Below are 23,946 nucleotides of genomic sequence, written 5' to 3' on the forward strand. Positions count from 1 at the left end.
TTGATCGCAATGATGATCTCGACCTCGTCGACCATGGTCTTCAGCATGCGGAACTTGCTGTCGGGCTCGAACCCGGGGAGCACGCGGCTTGCGTGGTAGTCGTCGAAGAGCTTGCCTCCGAACTCGAGGTAAAGCTTGCCCCCGAACTGGTTGATGCGGCTCCTGATGTGCTCTGCCTGAAGTGCGATGTACTTGTCGTTGTCGAATCCTTGGCGCATATGATCGAGACCTTTCGCTTTCCGCAACCCTTGTATACCCATGAACCGAACCATTATATAGGATGGCCGCGGCGCTCGGCGCGCGGGCTTGCGCTTCGAATCGAAGATTCAAAGATGAGAAGGGGCGGCGTCCGTCGCGCGGGGACTCACGATAGGGAACGGGGCTCGCGTCAATCGGGAACGGGGCGCACATTGATGCCCCTCGGCTTGCTTGGGACAGGGAGGCTCTCACCTGGCGTTATGGAGGGGGCGCGCAGGCGCGAGTGGAGACGTGAGGCCCTCATGCTACAATCGACGCTGTTTTATGTTCTCGCGATCGGCGGGTTTCGCGAATTCCCGCTGCAGGACGAGGGGCGCGGCCTTTCGTCCGGATAAGAGGTTTCATGGCTTCTCGACCGTCTCGCTTTCTCAAGGGCCCCGTCGCCGTCACTTGCACGATAGCCCTCGCCTCCGCGCTCTCCCTTCCGCCTGTCGCTCTGGCGGCAAGCGATGGCTCCTCGTCGGTCGCGGACCAGGCCCGCATCACGCTGCAGTCGAACGGGCGCATGCTCAAGTTCGACCAGGCCCTTATCAACCAGGTGGGGCTTCAGCACACGGGCGGGTCGTGTTTGGGCTACGCCGCGGCGTATGCGAAGACCATCACGACGGGCACGGTGCACACGTGGGCGGAGTTCGACTACAATGGCGGCGCCTACGGCGAGAGCGGGTTTTACGGCAAGAACATGACCGACGAGTTCGACTGCCGCGTCATCGGGAGCGAGGCGGAGGTGCTCCGCACGCTCTATAACGCCATCAACGACGGCCACCCGGTCGTCCTCTACGTAACCACGGGAAGCGGCTCGCAGCACTGGGTCACCGTCATCGGCTACGAGGGCGTGGACAATCCGGACAATCTCTCCACCAGCAACTTCATCATCTTAGACCCCGATAGGACTTCCGGCCTCGAGCCGGAATCGCTCTCCTCGCGTGGGCTCACGCTGCGCTACGGCGACTGGATGGGCAACGTGCGCATTTCGTATGCGTCGGCAGACGTAGACGACGGACGCGTTCCCTCCGAGCATTTCAGCGACTGCTTCTACGGCGACTGGTTCGTCGACTCGGGCGTCATCGATTACGTCTTCGACCACGGCTACATCACCGGCTATGCGGGCACGACCCTGTTCGGGCCTGCGAACGGCTTGCGGCGCTCCGAGGCGGTAACCATTCTTTGGCGCGTGGCGGGCAAGCCCCAGGTCGCTTCTGAAAAGCCTCAGTTCGACGACGCGAACTACGAGGACTTCTACGGCGAGGCGCTTACCTGGGCGCGCGAGGTCGGCGTCGTGAACGGGTGGGATGGGACGAACGATTTCGCGCCCGACATGGAGGTCTCTCGCGAGCAGCTCGCCAAGATGATCTCGAACTACGCGAACAAGATCGCAGGTGCGAACACCGCGGCCGATCTGTCGAACCTGGACATCTTCGACGATGCGGACGCGATCTCGCCTTGGGCGCGCGACGCGGTCGCCTGGTGTGCCCAGGCAGGCGTTTTGACGGGTTCCCCCGCAAACGGCTCGAACAATGCGCTTCCGCAATTCGTGGCTGACCGTGCGGCGACGGCGAAGATGGTCACTGTCCTCGCGCGCGACGTTCTGGCACTGGGGTAGTGCGCCGTTCTTCTTCGTTACTGATGTGTTAAATGCCAGGCGCGCTCCCCGCGCGATTTTTCCGTTCGAGTAAAATGAACGAACGTTTGGAGTTCGCCTGGCCGCGTCCGAGCGTATCGGCTCGCGCAGCCTGAGGCCGTAACTCATGTGGTTGGATAGCATTTCGGTTGCGCAGCAGAAGGAGAATCATGGCCAAGCATATTTTCGTGACGGGCGGCGTTGTCTCATCATTGGGCAAGGGCATCACGGCGGCGTCTTTGGGGCATCTGCTCAAGGCGCGCGGCTACAAGGTAACCATGCAGAAGATGGACCCGTACCTGAACGTCGATCCGGGCACCATGAGCCCGTTCCAGCATGGCGAGGTCTTCGTTACCGATGACGGTCATGAAGGCGACCTCGACTTGGGCCATTACGAGCGCTTCATCGATGAGTCCCTTTCGCGTGAGTCCAACTTCACGCAAGGTTCCATCTACCAGACGCTTATCGCGCGCGAGCGCCGCGGCGACTTCCTCGGCGGAACCGTGCAGGTCATCCCGCATGTGACCGAGGCCATCAAGGAACGTTTGCGCCGCATCGCTTCCCAATCGAACGCCGACATCGTCATCTCCGAGATCGGCGGCACGATCGGCGACATCGAGTCCCAGCCGTTCATCGAGGCTGCCCGCCAGTTTAAGAAAGAGAAGGATCCGGGCGATGTGCTCTTCGTTCACGTGACGCTCGTCCCCTACATCGCCGCAGCTCACGAGGTGAAGACCAAGCCGACGCAGCATTCCGTGAAGGAGCTGCGCTCCATCGGCGTGCAGCCCGACTTTATCGTGTGCCGCTCTGACCACGAAATCACCGACAAGGTGCGCGAGAAGATCGCGCTGTTCTGCGACGTGGCTACCGAGGACGTGCTCGCCTGCGTCGACTCGCCCTCCATCTACGAGGTGCCGCTTGCCCTCGATGAGCAGGGTTTCGACGTGAAGGTTCTCGACAAGCTCGGGCTTGAGGTGCGCCCGATCGACCTGACGCCGCTGAAGTCGTTCCTCGAGGCGGCGGACAACTGCGAGGGCCAGGTCGACATCGCGGTTGTGGGCAAGTACGTCTCGCTCCCGGATGCGTATCTCTCCGTCATCGAGGCGCTCGGGCATGCGGGCGTCCACGAGGGGCGCCACGTGGAAGTGCACCTCATCGATGGCGAGGAGCTTTCCGACGACAATGCCGAGGAGACGCTCGGATCGATGGACGGCATCCTCGTGCCGGGCGGCTTCGGCCAGCGCGCCTTCGAGGGGAAGATCGCCGCGGCGCGCTATGCCCGCGTGCACAAAGTTCCGTTCCTCGGCATCTGCCTGGGGCTTCAGGCAGCGGTATGCGAGTTCGCCCGCGATGTCGCCGGCATGCCGGGTGCCACGTCGGCCGAATTCGACGAGCAAGCGGAATTTCCCGTGATCGACCTTATGCCCGAGCAGGAGGACATCGAGGACAAGGGCGGCACCATGCGCTTGGGCGCCTACCCCTGCAAGGTATCCCCGGGCTCGCGCGCGTTCGAGGCGTACGGCGAGGAGATCATCTACGAGCGCCATCGCCATCGTTACGAGGTGAACAACGCCTTCCGCGATCGCCTTCAGGAGGCAGGTCTCGTCATCTCCGGCGTGTCGCCCGACGGCCGCCTGACCGAGATGATCGAGCTTCCTGACCACCCGTGGTTCGTTGCAAGCCAGGGCCATCCCGAGTTCAAGAGCCGCCCGACGCGCCCCCATCCGCTGTTCAGCGCTTTTGTGCACGCCGCCGCGATCGGCAAATACCGTGGTTGATCCGATTTCGGAATACCTGACCTGCCTGCGCATCGAGCGCGGGCGCTCGCCGCGGACGATCGAGGCGTACGGACGCGACCTCGCCGATTACGCGTCGTTTCTGGAGCGCAATCGGCTGGGGTCCGTCGCCCACGCCGATCGCGCGGCGCTCGCCGCTTACGAAGCCGACCTTTCCGAGCGTGGGTTCGCTCCCACGTCGGTGAAGCGTCGGCTTTCGGCGATTAAGGGGCTCTACCGCTATCTTGTGAGGGAAGAAGTCATCGCCACGAGCCCCGCTGACCTGATCGCCGTGCCCAAAACTCCCGATCGCTTGCCTGATGTCCTCTCGATCGCCCAGGTGAGCGCGCTTATGGAGTGCGCTGATGATTCCACGCCCGCCTCCTTGCGCGACCACGCCTTGCTTGAGGTGCTCTACGGGTGCGGCCTGCGTGCGAGCGAGGCATGCGGTTTGAATCTTGCCGACCTCGCGCTCGACGAGGGGTATCTTCGCATTCGGGGAAAGGGCGGAAAGGAGCGCGTCGCCCCCATCTCCGGTGCCGCGCTACGCACGCTGTCGATGTATCTCGACAACGCGCGCCGGGTTCTCGACGGAGGGCGCGGGAAATCGGGTGGTGCGGTGTTTCTGAACGTGCGCGGCGGAAGGATCACGCGGCAGAGCCTGCACAAGATCGTCGCACGCGCCGGGCTTTCCATCGGCGTCACGAATCTGCATCCTCATACGCTACGCCATTCTTTCGCGACTCATCTCCTCGAGGGTGGGGCCGATTTGCGAGCTATCCAGGAGATGCTCGGCCACTCCGATATCTCGACGACTCAAATCTACACGCACGTCGACCGTTCACATATCCGCGAGGAATATCTCGCAGCGCACCCGCGCGCGTAGGGGGCGTTCTCCTCAGCCAGCCAGTCGCCTCCAGGCGGAAGCCAGCAATGGCCAGGCGGCGTGCTCGGCCACATGGAGCGAAGGCTGCGCAGCTTCTGAGCGCAATGCGGGCGAGCGCGCCGCCGTCCCGCAGGCCGACCAATCCACCCGCCCGGTCAGCTATCTGGCCAGCCAGCCGACTGGCCAGCCTACCAACCCGTCAATGTTTTCGCCATCGCTTTGGAGTCGATGTACAAAAATGACGATTTGTTGTGAAGAAATCGTGTACTACTCCTCAAAATATACGAAATTGTAGATTTACTCAGGTTGATATTCGCTTGGTTGGGATATTTTCGGGACAGTTAGGTCGACTTTCTAGTCAACTTCACATCCCCTTCACAACTTATCGTCAATCTTGTACAGGCAGTGAGGTGGGGGGTGTCCCTATAGTTTTGCCAATCTCCGATCTCGAATCCGGATGAAGGATCGGGGAGACGGGCGTATTGCATCTCGCTGCTCGCCTCGTGCGCAGGGGCTGCACGTCGCCGAGGACGATGGGCTCATCGCGCCTTGCTGTCTCGCTGCACGCGCAGGGTCCGCTGAGCGAGCTGCGTGACGCTCGAATCGCCCATACGCTGCTCGCCGTGCGCTCCCGCCCGCCGCGCCCTCGCCCTCCACCCGCTCGCTCCACTCGCCGTTCGCGGCTCCCACTTTCTCCCACACCCACACAAACCCCCCACATCGCCCCACCGCGATGCACAGCCCATATCTTGGGCTCTTTTATTTTTCCGCCCAATATCTTGCGCTGCACGACGCGTTCAATGAAGACGGTGCAGCTCAGAGCGTCCAAAATGAGCATCGAATCCCATGAAATGATTGAAAAGTGGGAGATTGTGGGATAGAATGCAATGCATTGGAAGCCACTGCAGGGTTTCGAAGGGAACAGATGACGGACGATGCCAAACAGATCGAGGAGGTAGCCGAAGAGGTCGCGCCGCGTCGCGACGTGGTTCTCAACGGCGAATACCGCTTCAAGGTCGACGGCAAGGGCCGCGTGTCTCTCCCCGCGAAATTCCGCAAAGTGCTTTCAACCCAGCTCGTCGTCGCCAGGGATCTGGACAACGAATGCCTTTACGTGTTCGAAACGCCCGATTTCGAGGCATGGATCACCAAGTTGTTCGATTCGTTCGTCGAGAAGAAGCACCCTACCAAGCGCGAGTGCCGGCACATCATGCTGAAGCTCAAGTCGCTTGCGAAGGACGTGGAGGTCGACAAGACCGGCCGCATCATGCTTCCCGCCGATGCCCGCGAGAAATGCGGCATCGACAAGGACGTCGTCGTCATCGGCAACACCGGTCGATTCGAGATCTGGGACGCGAAGCGTTACGACGAAGTGATCGACGACACCGATATCTCGATGTTGCTCGACCTAGCGGAGTAAGACGTGAGCGAAATGACAAGCGAATATCGGCACACACCGGTCCTGCTCGCCGAGTGCCTCGAACAACTTACACTACAAACACAGCACACGTTCGTGGACGCCACGCTCGGCGGGGCAGGGCATTCCTTCGAAGTCGCGAAGCGGCTTGGGCACGAGGGGACGCTCATCGGTATCGACCAAGACGAAGTGGCGCTCGCCGCCGCTCGCAAGAAGCTTGGGTCGCTGCCGGAGCAAACTCGCCCCGCGCTCGAATTGCTTCACGGCAACTTCGGGGAACTCGATGGACTTCTCACCTCTGCCGAGGTGCCCGGAATCGACGCTATCCTGTTCGATCTCGGCGTTTCCTCCGTGCAGATCGATACGCCGTCACGCGGCTTCTCCTTCAAAGAAGAAGCCCCCCTTGACATGCGGATGGATCCGAGTACACAAACTCAAACCGCAGCAGAGATCGTCAACACCTACAACGCAGCAGATCTCACTCGGATAATCCGCGCCTATTCGGATGAGAAGTGGGCATCGAGAATCGCCGACTTCATCGTGCGCGAGCGCGAGAAGGAGCCGTTCGAGACCAGCGGGCAGCTGGTGGAGGTCATCAAGGCCGCCATCCCCGCTTCGGCCAGACGTGCAGGCGGGCATCCCGCGAAGCGAACCTTCCAGGCACTTCGGATTGAAGTCAACTCGGAGCTGGATGTGCTGCGTCGAGGTTTGGACGCCGCCATTCGCTGGCTGAATCCGAAAGGCAGGATAGCCGTCATCAGCTATCACTCGCTGGAAGACAGGATTGTGAAGGACACGTTTGCCTCGATGGCGAACCGGTGCACTTGCCCGCCGGACCTGCCGGTCTGCGTGTGCGGGAAAGAGCCGATACTCAAGGTTGTCACGCGGAAGCCCATACTTCCGACGCCTGAGGAGATAGAGAGCAATCCTCGGGCCCGCAGCGCGAAGCTACGCGTCGCGCAGAAGCTCTAACCGAATAGCGAACCCACGTCGCCCCTTCGGGGGCGTCGTTGCCTGAAATGCCGATTAAACGAAAGAAAGGGGTGGGGCATGAGCGCTGTTCCTGCATATACGCGCGCCGCAGAGCGAGTGCCCGAGCGTTATCCTGAACGCCCCCGCATCTCTGTCGTTCCTGGTGGCAAGCCCCATGTCGAGACGCTTTCTCCGGCTATCATCGCGCTCGCCCGGGTGGTGGCGGTAGCCCTTGTGGTGCTTGCGCTCGTGGCCTTCGCCCGCATCGCGCTTACTGCCGCTGCTGTCAACGTCGAAATCGAGTCGAAGAGCTACGACAGCCTTATCGACACCGCGCGCTCCGAGGGCAGCTCCCTCGAGGTGGCGCAGAGCAGTCTTTCCAATCCGTCCCGCATCAAATCCGAGGCGACCGCCCTTGGCATGGCTGCGCCCGAGTCGACCAGCAAAATCGTGCTGCCCGAAGACATCGTCGCGACCGACGGCTCGGGCAATCTCTCGCTTTCCCAGAGTCTGGCCGCCGCCGCGCGGAGCTAGCGGGCGGATATGACCGACCGCAGACGCGACATGCGCGACGGGGATTATCCCCGCAGGCGCGAAGGGGGGAGAGCGAATACTTCTCGCAGCGAGGGGCGATCGTCCCGCACTCGCTCGCAGGGCAGGGGCACCTCCCGTCCGAGCGAGCGCTCGCGTCGCGGGTCTTCCCCATCACGCACGCAGCGACCATCGCGCGAGGCGGGCTCGTCGCGAGCAGCCCGCGACGCGAGGGGTTCGCGCAGCCCCCGCGATGAGCGCGCCTCTCGCGGGGCGGCTTCTTCTCAAAGCACGCTTTCCAACATCATTGGCGCTGTTGGTGTCGTCGGCGGCTCCATTGGGAGAGCGGTTGGCGGCGCTGCCGAGCGCATCAACTCAAGCCATACCGCCGAGAGGGTGAATTCGAACCGTCCCTTCGTCCTTCTGCTTATCTTTGCCGCCATCGCCGCAATTTTCTTCCTGCGCTTGGGATATCTCCAGGTCATCGAGTCGGCCCATTATTCGGCGATGGCCGAAGAGGCGCGCACGATCTCGTTCACCACCACACCCCACCGAGGCACGATCTACGATCGCAACGGTACGGTGCTCGCGAAGAGCGTCGACGCGACGACGATCTATGCGAACCCCGCCGAGGTCACCGACGCGGCGGCGGAGGCGCAGGCCATCGCCAACGTGCTCGGGGGCGACGCGTCGACGTACCGGGAACTGCTCTCGAAGGAGTCCATCACCTTCGTCTACGTGAAGCGCCAGGCGGATGTCGATGCCGCCGCCGAGGTGAAGAAGCTTGCCCTCGATGGCGTCTACTTCATCGCCGACACGCGGCGCGAATACCCCTGCGGCCAGATCGGCGGCCAGGTTATCGGCTACTGCAATGTCGACGGCGAGGGCATCACGGGCCTCGAGCTGCAATACAACGACATTCTTTCCGGCACGCCGGGCACCTACACCGCCGAGCGCGGGGAAAACGGCCTTCCCATCCCCGGCGGTGTCAAGGAGGAGACGCCTGCGGTCGACGGCCAGGACATCATGATCTCGATCGACATCGAGCTGCAGGAATATGTGGAGAACCGCGTCGCCGAGGCCGCCGAGGACATGACCGCCGCTGGCGGCTCCTCGGTCGTGATGGACGCGGGCACGGGCGAAATCTATGCCATCGCCTCGCTGCCCTACATGGACCCCTCCGACATGACGAGCGCGAAATCTAGCTCCGACCAGGTAAAACCAATTACGCAGGCCTTCGAGCCGGGCTCGGTGTTCAAGACGGTGTCGGCGACGACCATCTTGGAAGAGGGAGCGATGACGCCTGACGACACGCTCTTCTGCCCCGCGGTGATCGAGGCCGACGGCTACAAGGTCTCCGACGCGCACGAGCGCTCCGACCAGACCTTCTCGTTCCGCCAAATCCTCGACCAGTCCTCAAACGTCGGCATCTCGCTTTCGGTGCAGAAGATGACTGACGGGTTTACCAAGCTCTACGAGCATATCCAGAAGTACAACCTCTGCGAGAAGACGGGCGTCGACTACCCGGGCGAGGCTTCGGGCACGCTTCAGCCGCTCGAGAACTGGGCCACGATCACAGGGTGGAACGTGAGCTTCGGGCAGGGCGTCGCGGTGACGCCGCTCCAGCTCGTGCGCTTCTACGGGGCGCTTGCCAACGACGGGGTCGAGGTGACGCCTCACTTCTTGGTGAGCAAGCCGCAGACAGGCGAGGTGCCTACCTACGATACCGAGGACGTGATTGAGAACAAGGCTGCCATCCCGACCATCACCGACATGCTGAAAACGGTGGTCACCGATGGTACGGGCAAGAATGCCCAGATAGAGGGCTACTCGGTGGCGGGCAAGACCTCGACTGCGGAAATCGCGGAGGGCGGCGTGTACCGTCAAGGGGTCTACAACCTGTGTTTCGAGGGATTTTTGCCCGACTCGTCGAGCCAATTAGTTTGTTTTGTGGGACTCAACGAGGTCCCAAGCCAAGGAAACGTGTCGAATGTTTTTAAGGATATAATGGCCTTTGCCATCGATCGATACAAGATTCAGCCGGAGTGAGGTAGACAACATGGCCAAAACGTGTGCGGATTTATTCGAAGGCTTCAATTGCACCATTCTCGGCAATCCATCTGAAGAGGTTTCGGGCATCGCCTATCGCTCCGATCGCGTGCAGCCCGGCGATGCGTTCTTCTGCATCGTGGGCCTCGCCGTTGACGGTCACTCCTTCGCGCAGGACGCAATCGACTGCGGTGCGAAGGTGCTCATCGTGGAGCGCAAGCTCTACCTGGCCGATGCGACCGACGTGACCGAGGTCGTCGTCGCCGACTCGCGCAAGGCGCTCGCTTATGCCGCCGCGCAGTTCTACGACAACCCCTCGCGAGCCTTCTCGCTTGTCGGCGTCACGGGGACCAACGGCAAGACCACCACGACCTACCTCGTCGAGCACATCGCGCGCATGGCGGGGAAGAAGACGGGCGTCATCGGCACCGTCGGAACAACCATCGGCGACGTGCACGAGAAGTCCGAGCACACCACTCCCGAGTCGAGCGACTTACAGCACCTGTTTGCGCGCATGCGCGATGCGAAATGTGATTGCGTCGCCATGGAGGTCAGCTCCCATGCGCTCGATCTGTGCCGCACGTGGGACACGCGTTTCTCGGTGACGGCGTTCACCAACCTGACGCAGGATCACCTCGACTACCACCACACGTTCGAGGCGTACTTCGAGGCGAAGGCCCTGCTCTTCTCTCACGATTATCCAGCTCGCCGCGTCATCTGCATCGACGACAAATGGGGCGCCGAGCTTAACCGCCGTTGCATGAAGGCGGGCGACATGGTGGTGACGACCGGCTTTGACGAGTCGGCGGCTATCCACCCCGTGAAGGTCGATTACGGCGTGGCAAGAACCGACGTCGTGCTGTCCGTTCGCGGCGAGGAAATCGCGTTCTCCTACCCGCTTGTCGGGCGCTTCAACGTTTCCAACATCATGACGGCGTTCGGCGTCGGTCTCATGCTGGGCATCCCTGCGGCCGATATCGCGAAATCGCTGGAGGACGCTACTCCCGTTCCCGGCCGCCTCGAGCGCGTGCGCACGCCCCATGACGGCGGCGTGTCGGTGTATGTCGACTACGCGCACACCCCCGATGCGCTTGAGAAGGCGCTCGGCTCCATCATGGCGCTCGGCCACGGCCGCACGATCGTCGTCTTCGGCTGCGGCGGCAACCGCGATGCGGGGAAGCGCCCGCTCATGGGTAGGAAGGCCCTCGCTGCGGACTACGCCATCGTCACGAGCGACAACCCGCGCCACGAGAACCCCGACGCCATCATCGCCGACATCGTTGCCGGCATGGGCGATTCCCAGGACAAGTACGAAGTCGTGCCCGATCGCCGCAGCGCGATTCGCCGCGCAATCGAGCTTGCCGACGCGAACACGTCGGTTCTCATCGCTGGCAAGGGGCATGAGGATTACCAGCTCGTAGGCGACGAGGTCTTGTCCTTCGACGACCGCGTCGTTGCGCGCGAGGAACTTGAGCGCCGTTTTGCCGGCGCTGCAGCGGAGGCGAACTAGCTTGCAACTTTCCGTAACCGAAATCGCAGAGGCGGTCTCTGCGCGCATTGTCGCGGCTCCGAACCCGGATGCTCAGATTGCGTCCGTCACGTGGGATTCCCGCACAGCGGGCGAGGGCTCGCTCTACGTCGCGCTCGCAGGTGAGCGAGTCGACGGACACGACTTTGTTCTCGCCGCCGTTTCCGCAGGCGCGCACTGCGTGCTCGTCACGCGGGCGCTTCCCGATGAGATGGTCGCCCGCGTGCAAGAACTCGGGGCGGCGATTCTGCTTGTGGATGACGCGCAGGAGGCCATCACCGACCTCGCCCGAGCGTGGCGCGGGCGTTTGCGCGGCCGCGTCGTGGGCCTGACCGGCTCGAACGGCAAGACGACCACCAAAAACCTCGTGCGCGACGTGCTCGCCTGCGCGGGAAGCGTCACGGCTACGCGCGGCAACCAGAACAACGAACTCGGCGTGCCGAACACGCTGCTCGCCGCCGATGCCGATACCCGCAACGTCGTGGTCGAGATGGGCATGCGCGGACTCGGGCAAATCGAGTCGCTGTGCTCATTCGTGCGCCCCGAGTGGGGAATCGTCACGCAAGTCGGCGAAAGCCACATCGAGCTGCTTGGCAGCCGTGAGAATATCGCGCGCGCCAAATCCGAGCTCATCGCCGCGCTTCCCGAAGGCGGCATCGCTTTCCTGAACGGTGCCGACGATATGTCGGACTTCGTGTGGGACAACGCTCGGGGAGCCGAGCGCGGAGTAAGCGCAGTGTGCTTCGACGGATCGGGAAACTATTGCGAGGATGCGGCTTGCGGCTGGCGCGCGGGGCGTGCGGTTTGGGCGACTCATATCTCGCTCGACGATGCGGGCCGTGCCTCGTTTACCCTTTTCGCGCGCGGGTTCTCGGGCGATGCGGGATGCGAGAGCGCTACCTGCTCGCTTGCGCTCTCCGGCCTGCACAACGTCCACAACGCGTGCGCGGCGGCGGCGGTGGGCCTCGCTGCGGGGCTTTCCCTCGAGGTAATCGTCGAGGCGCTCGGCGCTGCCAAGCCCGAGTCGGGGCGTCAGGAGATGCTCGTGGCGCGCGGGGGCTTCACGGTTGTGAACGATGCGTATAACGCGAACCCCGATTCCATGCGCGCGGCGCTCAATACTTTCGCCGCGATGCGCGTCGCGGGTTCCCGCATCGCCGTCCTCGGGGACATGGGCGAGCTGGGGGATTTCGGTCCTGCGGGCCATCGCGAGATGGGTGCTCTTGCGGCAGCGCTCGGCATCGATCGGCTCGTGAGCGTGGGTGATTTGGGATCCCTTATCGCCGAGGCCGCCGAAGAGGGCGGCATGCCCGAAGATCGTGTTTTCCGCACCGCTGACGCAGCGGGTGCGCTTGAAGTTGTGAAGGGGCTCGTCGGGCCAGGGGACGCGGTGCTCGTGAAGGCGTCGCATTCCGTTGGTCTCGAGAGGGTCGTTGAAGGATTGGTCGACTGATGTTCAGCATATTCTCGCAATATCCCACGTTCGTCGTGTTCCTCGCCGTCGTGCTTTCCATTGTGATCACGATGGCGCTCATGCCTGCGTTTATTCGCGCGCTTCGCTCGTCGCACATCGGCCAGCAGGTTCGCGCGGACGGCCCCGAAAGCCACCTCGTGAAGCAGGGTACGCCGACGATGGGCGGACTTATCATGCTGATCGCAGTTGTGGCTACCGTGTTGCTCATCGGCATGCCCTCGCCCGAGACGTTCGCCCTCGTCATCGCGACGGTGCTTGCCGGCGCCCTCGGTCTTGCCGACGACGGCGAGAAGGTCGTGAAGGAACGCTCGCTCGGGCTTACCCCGAAGGCGAAGCTTATCGGGCAGTTCATCATCGCAACGGCGTTCTGCCTTGTCGCGGTGAACTTCCTCGGCATCGAGCCCACCGTTGACATCCCGTTTGTCGTGGACCTCGACTTCGGCATCCTGACCACGCAGATCGGGGACTTCTCCATCCCGTGGCTCTACCTTATCTTTGTGAACATCCTACTCGTAGGCATGTGCAACGCCGTGAACTTGACCGACGGTCTTGACGGTTTGGCCGCGGGCACGGTCATGATCGTTATGATCGTCATGGCTGCGATTGCCTACCGTACCGACGCGCTCGACTCCGCCATCGTGGCCGGTGCGCTTGCCGGCGCATGCATCGGGTTTTTGTGGTTCAACTCCTATCCGGCCGACATCTTCATGGGCGACACCGGCTCGCTTGCGCTTGGCATGGCGCTCGGATGCTTGGCCGTCCTCACCAAGACCGAGTTCGTGTCGATCATCATCGGCGGCCTGTTCGTCGCCGAGGCGCTCTCCGTCATGATCCAGGTGTTCTACTATAAGAAGACGCACAAGCGCATCTTCCTCATGGCGCCTTTGCACCACCATTTCGAGAAGAAGGGGTGGAGCGAGACGAAGGTCGTCGTGCGCTTCTGGATCGTTTCGGGAGTTTTGGCGGCAATCGGCTTCTCGATCTACTTCGCCGAGTCCCTTGTGGCCGTGGCGTAGCGCATGCAGGTTTTCTCGGAAGGAACGTCCATGCTGATCGAAGGTAAGAAATACGCGCCCGAGCATCTGGGGCGCGTCCTTGTTTTGGGACTGGGCAAAAGCGGGCATGCAGCACTTGATTACCTGCTGCCGCTTTTGGGCACGCGCGTGGACGCGCTTGCCGTGGCAGCGGGCGGCGATACTCCGGCGGCTCATGCCGACGCCAAGCGGGCGAAGGCTGCGGGTGCCGCGGTCGAGTTCGGAAACGACGCCGTGGCCCCTCTTGCGCAGGCTGTCGGCGGCTCGTTCGATTTATGCATCGCGAGCCCCGGCATTCCCGAGATTTCTGAATTCTTCCAGTCCGCGAAGGCGGCGAGCGCCGAGTTGGTGAGCGAGGTCGAGTTCGCGTGGCGCGAATCCGACGAATCGAGCACGTGGGTCGCCATTACGGGCACGAACGGCAAGACCACGACCACGTCAATTGCTGCCCATCTGCTCGAAGACGCAGGTCTTGCGGCGCACGCTGTCGGTAACATCGGCGATGCCTGTATTGCCCGCGTTGCTGCGGGAGAAACGGACGTGTATGTGGCAGAGGTGTCGTCATTCCAGCTCGAGTCGACTTCGCGCTTCGCCCCGAACGTTGCGGTGCTCTTGAACATCACCCCCGACCACATCGAGTGGCATGGGACGCTTGACGCTTATGCTTCGGCGAAGTGGAAGGTGATAGCAAACCTCTCGCAAGCTCCGAACTCCACCGCTGTCCTCTGCGCGACCGACGACGCGGTTCGCGCGCGTATCCGCGAGCTACGCACCATGACGCCTGACGAGCGCGGCTTCGACTATGTCCCCGTCGGCACCAAAGACGGGATCGCTGGTGACATGCGCGCCCGCTGCGGATCAGAGAACGCCGCGTTCGTCTCAGCTGACGGCGTGCTCACGGTTGCGTTTCGGGGTGTGGAGCATCGGCTGTGCGCTGCATCCGACCTGCAAATCAAGGGCGCTCACAACACGGAGAACGCTCTTGTCGCGGCATCTTGCGCGATCGCGCTCGGTATTGACGACGCGCTCGTCGCCCAATCGCTTCGCTCCTTCGCGCCGCTCGAGCATCGCATCGAGCCCTGCGGTAGCATTGCCGGTGTGGCCTGCTACAACGATTCCAAGGCAACCAACGTCGACGCGACGCTCAAGGCCTTCTCGGCCTTCGGCTCTACGCGTCCGATCGTGCTGCTTGGCGGACACGACAAGGGAACGGACCTCGCTCCGCTCGTTGACGCCGCCCATAAGCACGCCAAGGCCGTCGTGATCTTCGGCGAGGCGCGCGATCGCTTTCTTGCGGCACTCGGCGGCGAGTGCCCGGGCGAGGGCGGCACGCTTGCCGTCATTGCGGCGAATCATATGGAAGATGCGCTCGACGCGGGCCTTGCGGCAGCTGAGCCGGGAGACGTGCTCTTGCTTTCCCCCGCATGCTCCTCTTTCGACGAGTTTACCTGCTACGAGCAGCGCGGCGATGTCTTCAAGGAACTTGTCGCCGTCCGCTCGGCAGAGGCATAGCGGGGTGGTTTCGCATGCCCAGAACCCAGCGTTCCCGCAACGCCGTCCCCGCATCGATACACGGTCCGCGCATCGGCTTTCTGCTCTGCGTGCTCGCGCTCGTGCTCATCGGGTTCGTGATGGTGTACTCGGCGGGATCGATCTCGAACATCAACAACGGGGTCGATGCGCTCAAAAGCCTGACCGACCAGGTGATGTATGCCGTTTTCGGTGCGCTTATCGCGTTCGCGATTTACCGCTTCATTCCGGTGTCGATATGGAGAACTAAGTGGCTTTGGGCGGCATTAGCGTTGCTCGTCGTCGTTATCTTGCTGACGGCTCTCGTCGGCGTCGACAACTACGGCGCTAAGCGCTGGCTGCGCCTCGGTCCTGTGACGATCCAGGTCTCCGAGTTCGCGAAGATCGTGTTCGTCTTGGTCTCCGCGCGCATCTACACCGATTTCGTTTCGGGCGAGATCAGCGGGAGACGTTGCTTTGCAGGGTTCTTCCTGCTCGTGCTTGTGCCTCTTTTGGTCATCTACAAAACGCAGTCCGACCTGGGCACCACGATGATTTGCATCGTTGCGGTACTTGCGGTGCTGTGGTACGGCGAGCTTCCGATCGGCGCTATCGCCATCATTCTTGTCGTAATCGTCGTTTTCGGTCTTATCGCCATGTTCGGCACGGGCTATCGTGCTGACCGCTGGTCCTTTCTCAATCCTTGGGACGACGGCCAGGGCGGTTATGGTAGCGGCTACAACATCATGCATTCGTATTTCGCGTTTTCCGAAGGCGGCATCTTCGGCGTCGGCCTTGGTAATGGGCATGAGAAGTACCAGTATCTCTTCGCAAGCGATAGCGACTTCGTGTTTGCGGTCATCGGCGAAGAGCTCGGCATGGTCGGCTGCCTTGCCGTCATCGCCCTCTTTCTGGGCGTCCTCTACACCGGCACGCTCATTGCCCGATCGGCTCGCGACGATTTCTCCATGATGATTGCGGGCGGGCTCACAATCGCCCTCGTTTTCCAGGCGTTCTTGAACATCGCGTGCGCTATTGGCGTGTTCCCCACGACGGGTAAGCCCCTGCCGTTCATCTCGTCGGGAGGCTCATCCATCTTGGCATCGCTCATCATGGTGGGGCTTATCCTGTCCGTATCGCGTGATGCGGCTTCCTCCGACGAGTTCGATCGCCGCCGCTCGAGCCTGCGCGTTGTCAGGCGCGAGGAAGACGGTGTAGGCGATAGCCCGCGGGATGCTGCCCGCTCGGGGGCTCGCAGGTCCACGAGGGACCGGTCCTACGATGGCGGCCGTGCGCAGAGGGCCGCATCGAATCGCACGGAATCTCAGACGGCTGCAGGGCGGTCGTCTTCTCGAAGGAGGTAGTCGTATGCTCGTCGTATTGTCGGGTGGGGGAACCGCTGGTCATATCAATCCTGCGCTTGCGCTCGCCGAGGTGCTTGAAGAGCGGGGGGTGGAGGTGCGTTTCGCCGGCACGCCGCGCGGGGTCGAGTCGCGCCTTGTGCCCGAAGCGGGCATCGCGTTTCAGCCCTTCGAGGCATCCGGTTTCAACCGCAAACACCCCCTCTCGCTCGTGAAGGCGCTCAAGCTTATCTCTCACTCGACGAAGGAAGCCAAGCGCTGGTTCTCCGAGATCAAGCCGAGCGCGGTCGTTGGCTTCGGCGGGTATGTCTCTATTCCGGTCGCCCGTGCGGCCGAGCAGATGGGCATCCCCGTGGTCGTCCATGAGCAGAACTCCGTCATGGGCCTTGCGAACAAGGAGCTTTCCAAGAAGGCACGTGCGGTGTGTTTGACTTACGAGTGTGCGAAGGAGGGCGTTGCCATTCCGACTGCCACTCAGGTGCACGTGACAGGCAACCCGGTGCGCAAGAAGGTGCTTCTCGCAACGCGCGAGGAAGGCCGCCGGATGCTCGGGATACCTGATGACGCGCTTATGCTGCTCGTTTTCGGCGGAAGCCTGGGCGCGCGCCAGCTCAACGAGGGAATCGCGGCGCTCAAGTCCGAACTGCTCTCGCGGGAGAACCTGCATGTCGTGCATATCACGGGCCCTAAAGAGCTCGATCGCACGACCGCCGAGCTCGCGCTCACCGAGGAAGAGGCGAAGCGCTGGCACGTCATGGGGTATCAGGACCGCATGGGCGAGACGCTCGCCGCGACCGACGCTATCGTGTCGCGCGCAGGTGCGACTTCCCTGGCCGAGATCTCGGCGCGCGCCATCCCGGCGCTGCTCGTGCCGTACCCCCATGCGACAGCCGATCATCAGACCACGAACGCCCGTGCCTACGTTGCGGCGGGGTGCGCGGAGATGATTCCCGACGCTGAGGTGGGCTCAGACAAGTTTGCGCAGCTTGTGTTCTCGCTTATCGACGACGCGGATTTGCGCGCGGGTATGACCGCGGCCGCTCGTGAGCAGAAGACTGCCGATGCGGCGGCGAAATTGGCTGATGTTGTGATGGGCGCCGCGTCTTCGGCTGACCATGGACTACAATAGGCTCTTTGGAATAACGGGAAACCAACGGGTGGGATCGATCACTATGAGCACTGAACGTTTGCATTTCATCGGCGTCGGCGGCGTGGGCATGAGCGGTATCGCGCATGTGGCGCATGACCAGGGCATGGTCGTCACCGGCTCCGACATCAAGGAGAGCCGCTACACCAAGCAGCTGAAAAGCTACGGCGTCCCCGTGGCCATCGGCCAGGCGGCGGAGAACGTGCCCGAAGGTGACGACGTCACTGTCGTCATCTCGACGGCGATTCTCGACAACAACCCCGAGCTCGAAGAAGCGCGCCGCCGCAACCTCAACGTCATCCACCGTGCCCAGATGCTCGCGCGCTTGGGCGAGCGGCTCGACACGCTCGCGGTGGCGGGCACGCATGGCAAGACCACCACGTCCTCCATGCTCGCGAGCACGCTTGACGGCATGGGCCTCGACCCGACGTTCCTCATCGGCGGCATCGTCCGCTCCTACGGGACCAACGCGCATTCCGGCACGGGAAAATACTACGTGGTCGAAGCCGACGAGTCCGACAAGTCGTTCACGTTCCTCTCTCCCGCGGGCGTCATCGTCACCAATATTGAGGCCGACCATCTTGACCACTACAAGGACCTCGGCGAGATCTTCGAGAAGTTCAAGCAGTTCATGGCTTCCGTCCCCGAGGACGGCCCCGTCGTCGTGTGCGGCGAGGAGGAAGCGCTCGTCTGTGCGGCGCGCGAGGTGCACCCCCGCGCGATCACGTACGGTCTGGGGGAGGAATGCGACGCGCGCGTCGTATCTTACGGCCCGCATGGCGTGGGTTCTTCCTTCACGCTCGAGCTTCCCGACGGTACGCAGGTCGAAGGCAAGGTCAAGCAGAACCCCGGTGTGCACAACGTGCTTAACGCCGCAGCAGTGCTCACGCTCATCTGGGCGCTCGGGCTTGACGTGCAGAAGGCGGCCTGCGTGCTCGCCGATTTCGCGGGCGTCCGTCGTCGCTTCGACTTGGTGGGGAAGGCGCAGGGCGTCACGGTGGTAGACGATTACGCCCATCATCCTACCGAGATCGCGGCAACCATCGCCGCGGCGAAGACGCTCGACTTCAGCCGCGTTCACGTTCTGTTCCAGCCGCACCGCTACTCGCGCGCGCCGCTGTTCACCGAGGTGCTCCACGACGAGTTCGGCGCAGCGTTCGACGATGCAGACACGGTGACGTTCATGGACGTCTACCCTGCCGGCGAGGCGCCGGTCCCCGGCGTGTCGGGCAAGACCTTCTTGAACGTCGTGCTCGACCATAGCGGGCATCCTGCGGCAAGCTATGTTCCGCGCCGCCTCGATGTCGTGCCCCATATGGCCGCCCTTGCAAAGCCGGGTGATTTGGTCATCACGATGGGCGCGGGCGACGTCACGGCGATCGGCCCGCAGCTTGTCGAAGCGCTCGGCGCGGCGGACGCTGGTGCGGGGGAGTAACTCATGGTCGCACGTCACGCCTCGCCGCTCGAGGCGCTGCTCGTCGACGAGCGCTTCGACGGGGAAATCAACCCATTCGAGCCTATGTCTCGTCATACCACTTACCGCATCGGTGGGCCGGCCCGCTATTTCGCCCGCGTCCACTCGGTGGGTGCGCTCGCGCGCGTGCTCGAGGCGTGCAAAGCCATGGACGAGAAATGGTACATTGTCGGTCGAGGCTCGAACCTGCTTGTCGCCGACGAGGGCGTAGACGCGGCGGTCATCGTGCTTGGGCGCGACTTCCGCAGCATGCGCTACGATGAGGAGAAATCGCGTCTCATGCTTGGTGCCGGCGTGCCGCTTTCCGCCGCTGTGCAGGAGGCTTTCCGCCGCTCGCTCGCGGGGCTCGAGTTCGCAGTGGGCACGCCGGGGTCTGTCGGTGGGGCCTTGCGCATGAATGCCGGCTCTCGAGACGAATGGCTCGGTGCGCGCGTGGAGAGCGTCACCTCGTTCTCGGCCGAGGGGGGCCTTGTGCGCCGCCACGGCAGCGAGATCGAGTGGGGATATCGCTGCTCGTCGTTTCCCTCCGACGAGATACTGGTCGAGTGCGAGCTCAACATGGAGCCTGCCGACCCCTTCTACATCAGGGGGAAGATGGAGGCCTCGCTCAAGCGCCGCAAGGCGACCCAGCCACTGCGTCAGCCCTCATGCGGAAGCGTTTTCAAGAACCCCGAAGGTGCGTCGGCAGGCGACTTGATCGAGCGTGCGGGGCTCAAAGGTAGTGCCGTCGGCGGCGCGCGCATCTCCGATGTCCATGCGAACTTCATTGTGAACACGGGGAATGCGACGGCCCGCGATGTGTTGTCGTTGATCGAACTTGTCCAGGGGAAGGTAATGGAAGCTTATGGCGTTGCGCTCAAGCCGGAAGTCAAGCTCCTCGGCTTCGAATAGGCGTCCCCAAAACGCACCGGCCCCGCGCCCGCGGTCTTCTGCGCGTCCACAGTCGTCGCGCACGCCGGGCTCGGGCATGCCGCGCTCCGTCCAAGGTGGGCGTGCGGTTGAGGGCGGTTCGGTGCGCTATCGCTCCCGAAGCGTGGGCGACATTGAGCGCGCAAGCCGCGCCGAGCGCGTGCGCGCAAGCTACCATCGCCATCTTGTGAAGCTTGGAATCGTCCTCGGGGCGATCGCGGTCCTCCTCGCATGCGCCGCGGTCCTGTACTTCTCGAGCGTCTTCTCGATTGACGAGGTCAAAGTCGAAGGCGTCGAGCACCTCACCCAGTCCGATCTGCAGGCGCTCGTGTCGGTGCCCGAGGGTGAGACGCTTCTGCGCGTCGATACGAAGGCGATAGAAGACAGCCTTCTGCGCGATGCGTGGGTGAAAAGCGTCTCGTGCAACCGTATCTTCCCCCATACGCTCCAGATCGTCGTGACCGAGCGCACAGTGGCCGCGGTCGTTGAGGTTCCCACATCGGATGCGAAGTCGACCCAGCCCTGGGCGATCTCCTCGGACGGGATGTGGCTTATGGCTATTCCAGACCAGGACACTCAGCTCGGCCAATCGCTCAACCAGCGCATTTACGACGACGCGCAAAACGCGCTCCATATCACCGACGTGCCCTATGGAACCTCGGCGGAAACCGGGACGAAGTGCACCGACGAGAACGTGAACAACGCGCTTGCGATCGTCTCCGGTATGACGACCGATCTTGCCAATCAGGTGAAGTCCGTGTCCGCGACCGATGCGGAATCGACGAAGCTCACGCTCGAAAGCGGCGTGGAGATTGCGTTCGGACCTGCCCAGAACATTCGCGAGAAAGAGCGCGTGTGCCTGCAGATTCTCAACGACAACCCGGGCAAGGTCGCCTACATCAACGTGCGCGTGGTCGATCGCCCGACGTGGCGGTCCTTGTAAAGCAGCCCAATAGTGGCACTTTCATGGACTCGGCCGAAGGCCTCGACCCGTGCAATTTGCAATCGAGGTATCATCGTGTACAATAACGCAGGTAAAACTGCACCCACAGTGGGAAACGCAGCATTTTAATCGCAGCAGGTGTGGAGGATACAATGCCAAACACAATAGGTTCCGAGCATTTGGCGGTCATCAAGGTCGTCGGCGTAGGCGGCGGCGGTACCAATGCCGTGAACCGCATGGTTGAAGCGGGCGTGAAGGGCGTCGAGTTCATCGCCGTCAACACCGACCGCCAGGCTTTGCTCATGTCGGACGCCGATAAGACGATCCACATCGGCGACGAGCTCACGCGCGGGCTCGGTGCGGGCGCGAACCCCGAAGTGGGGTGCCAGGCAGCCGAGGAGTCGCGTGCAGAAATTCGCGAGGCACTCGCCGAGGCCGACATGGTCTTCGTCACTGCTGGCGAAGGCGGCGGCACGGGTACGGGCGCCGCTCCCATCATCGCAGAAATCGCGCGCGAGGAAATCGGCGCGCTGACCGTCGGCATCGTGACGAAGCCCTTCTCCTTCGAGGGGCGCCTTCGTCGCAACCAGGCCGATCAGGGTATCGACTTGCTCTCTCAGAAAGTCGATACGCTCATCGTCATTCCGAACGACCGACTGCTTGAAATCGTCGACAAGAAGACGAGCATGCTCGATGCGTTCCGCATCGCCGACGATACCCTGCGCCAGGGCATCCAGGGCGTCACCGACCTCATCACCATCCCGGGCCTCATCAACCTCGACTTCGCGGACATCCGAACGGTCATGAAGGACGCGGGTACGGCGATGATGGGCATCGGCATCGCGACGGGCGAGAACCGTGCGCTCGACGCGGCGCAGCAGGCGACCAACTCCAACCTGCTCGAGGCATCCATCGCGGGCGCTTCCCGCGTGCTGTTCTCCATCGCTGGCGGTCCCGACCTCACGCTGACCGAGGTCGACGAGGCCGCGCGCACCGTCGAGGCATGCGCCGACGAGAATGCGAACATCATCTACGGCCAGATTATCGACGAGTCGATGGGCGATCAGGTTCGCATCACCGTCATCGCCACCGGCTTCAAGATGAACGCCCCGCAGCAGTCTTCGCTCGACTTCTCGCGCAAGGATCTGTTCGCGTCGACGGATTCGACCCCGGCGCCGAGCAGCGCTCCGGTTACTTTCTCGACCACACCGAGCGCAGGCCGCTTCGCCGACGAGGATTACATTCCTGATTTCTTGAGGCGTCAGCGCTAAGGAGGTAATCGGCCATGGTGGCATCAAGCCTGCCGTTGCCGCGCCTCGCTGCCCGAACAATCGATTCGATTCCGCTTTTCACCGACGACGCGTTGTATGGCGCGTCGTCGGTTCGTATTGCCTTCACAGGCCGTGCGGGAGGGGCAAGCGAGGGCGATTACGCAAGCCTTAACTTGGGAACTCATGTTGGTGACGACCGTGACGTCGTCCTCGGGAACCGACGTGCGCTCCTTTGCGCACTCGGCGAGCCCGATATGCCGCTCGTCGTGCCCAACCAGGTACACGGAACCGACCTGGTGAACATCGTGACGTCCGACCCCGAAGCGCTGCGTGGCATCCAAAATGCCGCGGACGCGGGTGCCGATGGGCTCATTGTTTCCTGCCCTCGCGTTGCTGCGCTCCTCTGCTTCGCCGATTGCGTTCCCGTGATCATCGTATCGCCGACGGGGCGTGTGGCGGTGGTTCACGCGGGCTGGCGTGGAGCTGTGGCGCGTATCGCCTCTTCAGCTTGCAAACGCCTTGCCGCTCTCGATGCGCGCGAGCTCGGTCATGATGCTCCGGCTCCTTCCGAGTTCAACGCCTATATCGGACCGCATATCTGCGCATCGTGCTTCGAGACGGGGCCCGATGTGGCGCAGCGCTTCGCAAGCGAGATCGGGCCAGGCTGCGTGCCCGATGCGCGCCATGTCGACTTGGAGCAGGCGCTCATCCTCGACTTCGAATCGGCGGGTCTTTCGCGCGAGCGGATTGCGTCTGCGCACGCCTGCACGAAGTGCGAGCCCGACAGGTTCTTCTCGTATCGTGCGTCGGGCGGCGTATGCGGTCGCCATGGTGCACTTGCTTTCCGTTCAAGGTAAGGAGTTTATGACAATGGGAATAGCCGAGCGTTATGAAAAGGTCGAAGAGGAACTCGCGCAGGAGTGCGCCCTTGCGGGCAGGGACCCGAAAGAGGTGCGACTCGTCGCGGTCTCCAAGACGGTCGGCGTCGAGGGCGTGGGGGAGGCGTACGCTGCAGGTGCGCGAGACTTCGGCGAGAACCGCCCCGACCAGATCGTTCCCAAGTCGCAGGCGTTCCCCGATGCCCGCTGGCACTTCATCGGCAACATCCAGTCGCGGCGCATCCGCGATATCGTTGACTCCGCATCGCTTATCCACTCCGTCTATCAGGAGAAGCATGCGCGCAAGATCGATGAAGTCGCCCGCGAGAAGGGCATCGTACAGGACATCCTCATCGAAGTGAACGTCTCGGGCGAGGAAAGCAAAAGCGGTGTTTCGCCCGATGAGGCAGAGGCTCTCGTCGATGTGTGCGAGACGCTTCCCAACGTGCGCGTGCGCGGGTTCATGACGATGGCCCCGCAAGGCGACTTGGAAATCGCAAGCCGCTGCTTCGAGGGTTTGGCGAAGCTTGCGGAGAAGGTTCGCGCCTCCCTCCCCGCGCCAAGCGCCGAGGCGTTCGATGAACTTTCTATGGGCATGAGCGAAGATTGGCGAGAGGCGGTTCGTGCGGGCGCTACCATAGTTCGCATCGGACGGGCGATTTTCAGCGACGCATTCTAGGGTCGCCTCCTTCCACCCTGACGTGCGTTTCCGGCACGCAACGCGGCTTGTAAACGATGCACGACAACCCACAACTGGAGCTGCCAGGAAGAAAGGAAACGGAGTTAAGACATGTTGGACGAACTCAAATCGAAACTCGGTTTCGGCGGCGGTGCCGTGCGCGGTCGCTCGAACGACCGTTACGACGACTACGATGACTACGGCGACTACGAGGACGATTACTCCGAATA

General features: G+C 62.7%; 20 protein-coding genes. 19 read left to right on the forward strand and 1 reads right to left on the reverse strand.

Features of this window, described 5'->3' with window-relative positions:
* Positions 1–218, reverse strand: a 218-nt coding sequence (locus tag Q0G18_RS05015; protein ID WP_297150209.1) for a DUF1846 domain-containing protein, incomplete at its 3' end; no start/stop codon positions are given.
* Between the two features lie 383 nt (positions 219–601).
* Between Q0G18_RS05015 and Q0G18_RS05020 the strand changes: the two genes are divergently transcribed.
* From Q0G18_RS05020 to Q0G18_RS05110, 19 genes are all read left to right on the forward strand, one after another.
* On the forward strand, positions 602–1,861 hold the full coding sequence (locus tag Q0G18_RS05020) for an S-layer homology domain-containing protein (protein WP_297150212.1): 1,260 nt from the start codon (positions 602–604) through the stop codon (positions 1,859–1,861).
* A 188-nt stretch (positions 1,862–2,049) separates the two neighbouring features.
* Positions 2,050–3,657: a CTP synthase gene (locus Q0G18_RS05025; protein ID WP_297150215.1), complete on the forward strand. Its 1,608-nt coding sequence runs from the start codon at positions 2,050–2,052 to the stop codon at positions 3,655–3,657.
* A complete protein-coding gene (locus Q0G18_RS05030) occupies positions 3,650–4,540 on the forward strand; it encodes a site-specific tyrosine recombinase (protein WP_297150218.1) in 891 nt (296 codons plus the stop codon). The genes Q0G18_RS05025 and Q0G18_RS05030 overlap by 8 nt, the downstream gene beginning before the upstream one ends.
* Before the next feature lie 925 nt (positions 4,541–5,465).
* On the forward strand, positions 5,466–5,960 hold the full coding sequence (locus Q0G18_RS05035; protein ID WP_158050213.1) for a division/cell wall cluster transcriptional repressor MraZ: 495 nt from the start codon (positions 5,466–5,468) through the stop codon (positions 5,958–5,960).
* Positions 5,961–5,972: 12 nt separating this feature from the next.
* Positions 5,973–6,929 carry a 16S rRNA (cytosine(1402)-N(4))-methyltransferase RsmH gene (gene rsmH, locus Q0G18_RS05040; protein ID WP_297150260.1) on the forward strand — a complete coding sequence of 319 codons (957 nt, stop codon included), beginning with the start codon at positions 5,973–5,975 and terminating at the stop codon, positions 6,927–6,929.
* 78 nt (positions 6,930–7,007) lie between these two features.
* Complete coding sequence (locus Q0G18_RS05045) at positions 7,008–7,463, forward strand: cell division protein FtsL (protein ID WP_296061537.1); 456 nt, start codon at positions 7,008–7,010, stop codon at positions 7,461–7,463.
* Between the two features lie 393 nt (positions 7,464–7,856).
* Positions 7,857–9,509: a penicillin-binding protein 2 gene (locus tag Q0G18_RS05050; protein WP_297150223.1), complete on the forward strand. Its 1,653-nt coding sequence runs from the start codon at positions 7,857–7,859 to the stop codon at positions 9,507–9,509.
* Between the two features lie 10 nt (positions 9,510–9,519).
* Entirely contained in the window at positions 9,520–11,019 is a 1,500-nt protein-coding gene (locus tag Q0G18_RS05055; protein WP_297150226.1) for a UDP-N-acetylmuramoyl-L-alanyl-D-glutamate--2,6-diaminopimelate ligase, read from the forward strand.
* Between the two features lies 1 nt (position 11,020).
* Complete coding sequence (gene murF, locus Q0G18_RS05060; protein WP_297150229.1) at positions 11,021–12,490, forward strand: UDP-N-acetylmuramoyl-tripeptide--D-alanyl-D-alanine ligase; 1,470 nt, start codon at positions 11,021–11,023, stop codon at positions 12,488–12,490.
* Positions 12,490–13,527 carry a phospho-N-acetylmuramoyl-pentapeptide-transferase gene (gene mraY, locus Q0G18_RS05065; protein ID WP_297150232.1) on the forward strand — a complete coding sequence of 346 codons (1,038 nt, stop codon included), beginning with the start codon at positions 12,490–12,492 and terminating at the stop codon, positions 13,525–13,527. Before murF ends, mraY begins: the two co-directional genes overlap by 1 nt.
* A 30-nt stretch (positions 13,528–13,557) precedes the next feature.
* Positions 13,558–15,057, forward strand: coding sequence for a UDP-N-acetylmuramoyl-L-alanine--D-glutamate ligase (gene murD, locus Q0G18_RS05070; RefSeq protein ID WP_297150235.1), 1,500 nt, complete (start codon positions 13,558–13,560; stop codon positions 15,055–15,057).
* Positions 15,058–15,071: 14 nt separating this feature from the next.
* The gene (locus tag Q0G18_RS05075; RefSeq protein ID WP_297150238.1) at positions 15,072–16,418 is read left to right on the forward strand and encodes a putative peptidoglycan glycosyltransferase FtsW; all 1,347 of its coding nucleotides are present in this window, start codon (positions 15,072–15,074) and stop codon (positions 16,416–16,418) included.
* Between the two features lie 4 nt (positions 16,419–16,422).
* A complete protein-coding gene (murG, locus tag Q0G18_RS05080) occupies positions 16,423–17,544 on the forward strand; it encodes an undecaprenyldiphospho-muramoylpentapeptide beta-N-acetylglucosaminyltransferase (protein WP_297150241.1) in 1,122 nt (373 codons plus the stop codon).
* A gap of 43 nt (positions 17,545–17,587) precedes the next feature.
* Positions 17,588–18,997, forward strand: coding sequence for a UDP-N-acetylmuramate--L-alanine ligase (gene murC, locus Q0G18_RS05085; protein ID WP_297150245.1), 1,410 nt, complete (start codon positions 17,588–17,590; stop codon positions 18,995–18,997).
* Between the two features lie 3 nt (positions 18,998–19,000).
* Positions 19,001–19,927 (forward strand): UDP-N-acetylmuramate dehydrogenase, encoded by a 927-nt coding sequence (murB, locus tag Q0G18_RS05090; protein ID WP_297150248.1) that lies wholly within the window; start codon positions 19,001–19,003, stop codon positions 19,925–19,927.
* A 76-nt stretch (positions 19,928–20,003) separates the two neighbouring features.
* On the forward strand, positions 20,004–20,888 hold the full coding sequence (locus Q0G18_RS05095; protein WP_297150251.1) for an FtsQ-type POTRA domain-containing protein: 885 nt from the start codon (positions 20,004–20,006) through the stop codon (positions 20,886–20,888).
* 152 nt (positions 20,889–21,040) lie between these two features.
* Entirely contained in the window at positions 21,041–22,159 is a 1,119-nt protein-coding gene (gene ftsZ / locus Q0G18_RS05100) for a cell division protein FtsZ (protein ID WP_297150254.1), read from the forward strand.
* A gap of 14 nt (positions 22,160–22,173) precedes the next feature.
* A complete protein-coding gene (locus tag Q0G18_RS05105; protein WP_297150257.1) occupies positions 22,174–23,016 on the forward strand; it encodes a polyphenol oxidase family protein in 843 nt (280 codons plus the stop codon).
* 7 nt (positions 23,017–23,023) lie between these two features.
* Positions 23,024–23,716, forward strand: a complete 693-nt coding sequence (locus Q0G18_RS05110) for a YggS family pyridoxal phosphate-dependent enzyme (protein WP_366769079.1) — start codon at positions 23,024–23,026, stop codon at positions 23,714–23,716.
* Positions 23,717–23,946 lie beyond the last annotated feature (230 nt).

It is taken from the genome of uncultured Ellagibacter sp. (assembly GCF_934636505.1).
Taxonomy (GTDB): domain Bacteria; phylum Actinomycetota; class Coriobacteriia; order Coriobacteriales; family Eggerthellaceae; genus Ellagibacter.

Excerpts from the sequence above, each read along its gene's own strand:
- mraY (WP_297150232.1), top strand. The coding sequence starts at position 12,490 with ATGTTCAGCATATTCTCGCAATATCCCACGTTCGTCGTGTTCCTCGCC.
- Q0G18_RS05025 (WP_297150215.1), top strand. The coding sequence starts at position 2,050 with ATGGCCAAGCATATTTTCGTGACGGGCGGCGTTGTCTCATCATTGGGC.
- murG (WP_297150241.1), top strand. The coding sequence starts at position 16,423 with ATGCTCGTCGTATTGTCGGGTGGGGGAACCGCTGGTCATATCAATCCT.
- murD (WP_297150235.1), top strand. The coding sequence starts at position 13,558 with ATGCTGATCGAAGGTAAGAAATACGCGCCCGAGCATCTGGGGCGCGTC.
- Q0G18_RS05035 (WP_158050213.1), top strand. The coding sequence starts at position 5,466 with ATGACGGACGATGCCAAACAGATCGAGGAGGTAGCCGAAGAGGTCGCG.
- rsmH (WP_297150260.1), top strand. The coding sequence starts at position 5,973 with ATGACAAGCGAATATCGGCACACACCGGTCCTGCTCGCCGAGTGCCTC.
- Q0G18_RS05045 (WP_296061537.1), top strand. The coding sequence starts at position 7,008 with ATGAGCGCTGTTCCTGCATATACGCGCGCCGCAGAGCGAGTGCCCGAG.
- Q0G18_RS05095 (WP_297150251.1), top strand. The coding sequence starts at position 20,004 with ATGCCGCGCTCCGTCCAAGGTGGGCGTGCGGTTGAGGGCGGTTCGGTG.
- Q0G18_RS05075 (WP_297150238.1), top strand. The coding sequence starts at position 15,072 with ATGCCCAGAACCCAGCGTTCCCGCAACGCCGTCCCCGCATCGATACAC.
- ftsZ (WP_297150254.1), top strand. The coding sequence starts at position 21,041 with ATGCCAAACACAATAGGTTCCGAGCATTTGGCGGTCATCAAGGTCGTC.
- Q0G18_RS05055 (WP_297150226.1), top strand. The coding sequence starts at position 9,520 with ATGGCCAAAACGTGTGCGGATTTATTCGAAGGCTTCAATTGCACCATT.
- Q0G18_RS05020 (WP_297150212.1), top strand. The coding sequence starts at position 602 with ATGGCTTCTCGACCGTCTCGCTTTCTCAAGGGCCCCGTCGCCGTCACT.
- Q0G18_RS05105 (WP_297150257.1), top strand. The coding sequence starts at position 22,174 with ATGGTGGCATCAAGCCTGCCGTTGCCGCGCCTCGCTGCCCGAACAATC.
- murC (WP_297150245.1), top strand. The coding sequence starts at position 17,588 with ATGAGCACTGAACGTTTGCATTTCATCGGCGTCGGCGGCGTGGGCATG.
- murB (WP_297150248.1), top strand. The coding sequence starts at position 19,001 with ATGGTCGCACGTCACGCCTCGCCGCTCGAGGCGCTGCTCGTCGACGAG.
- Q0G18_RS05110 (WP_366769079.1), top strand. The coding sequence starts at position 23,024 with ATGACAATGGGAATAGCCGAGCGTTATGAAAAGGTCGAAGAGGAACTC.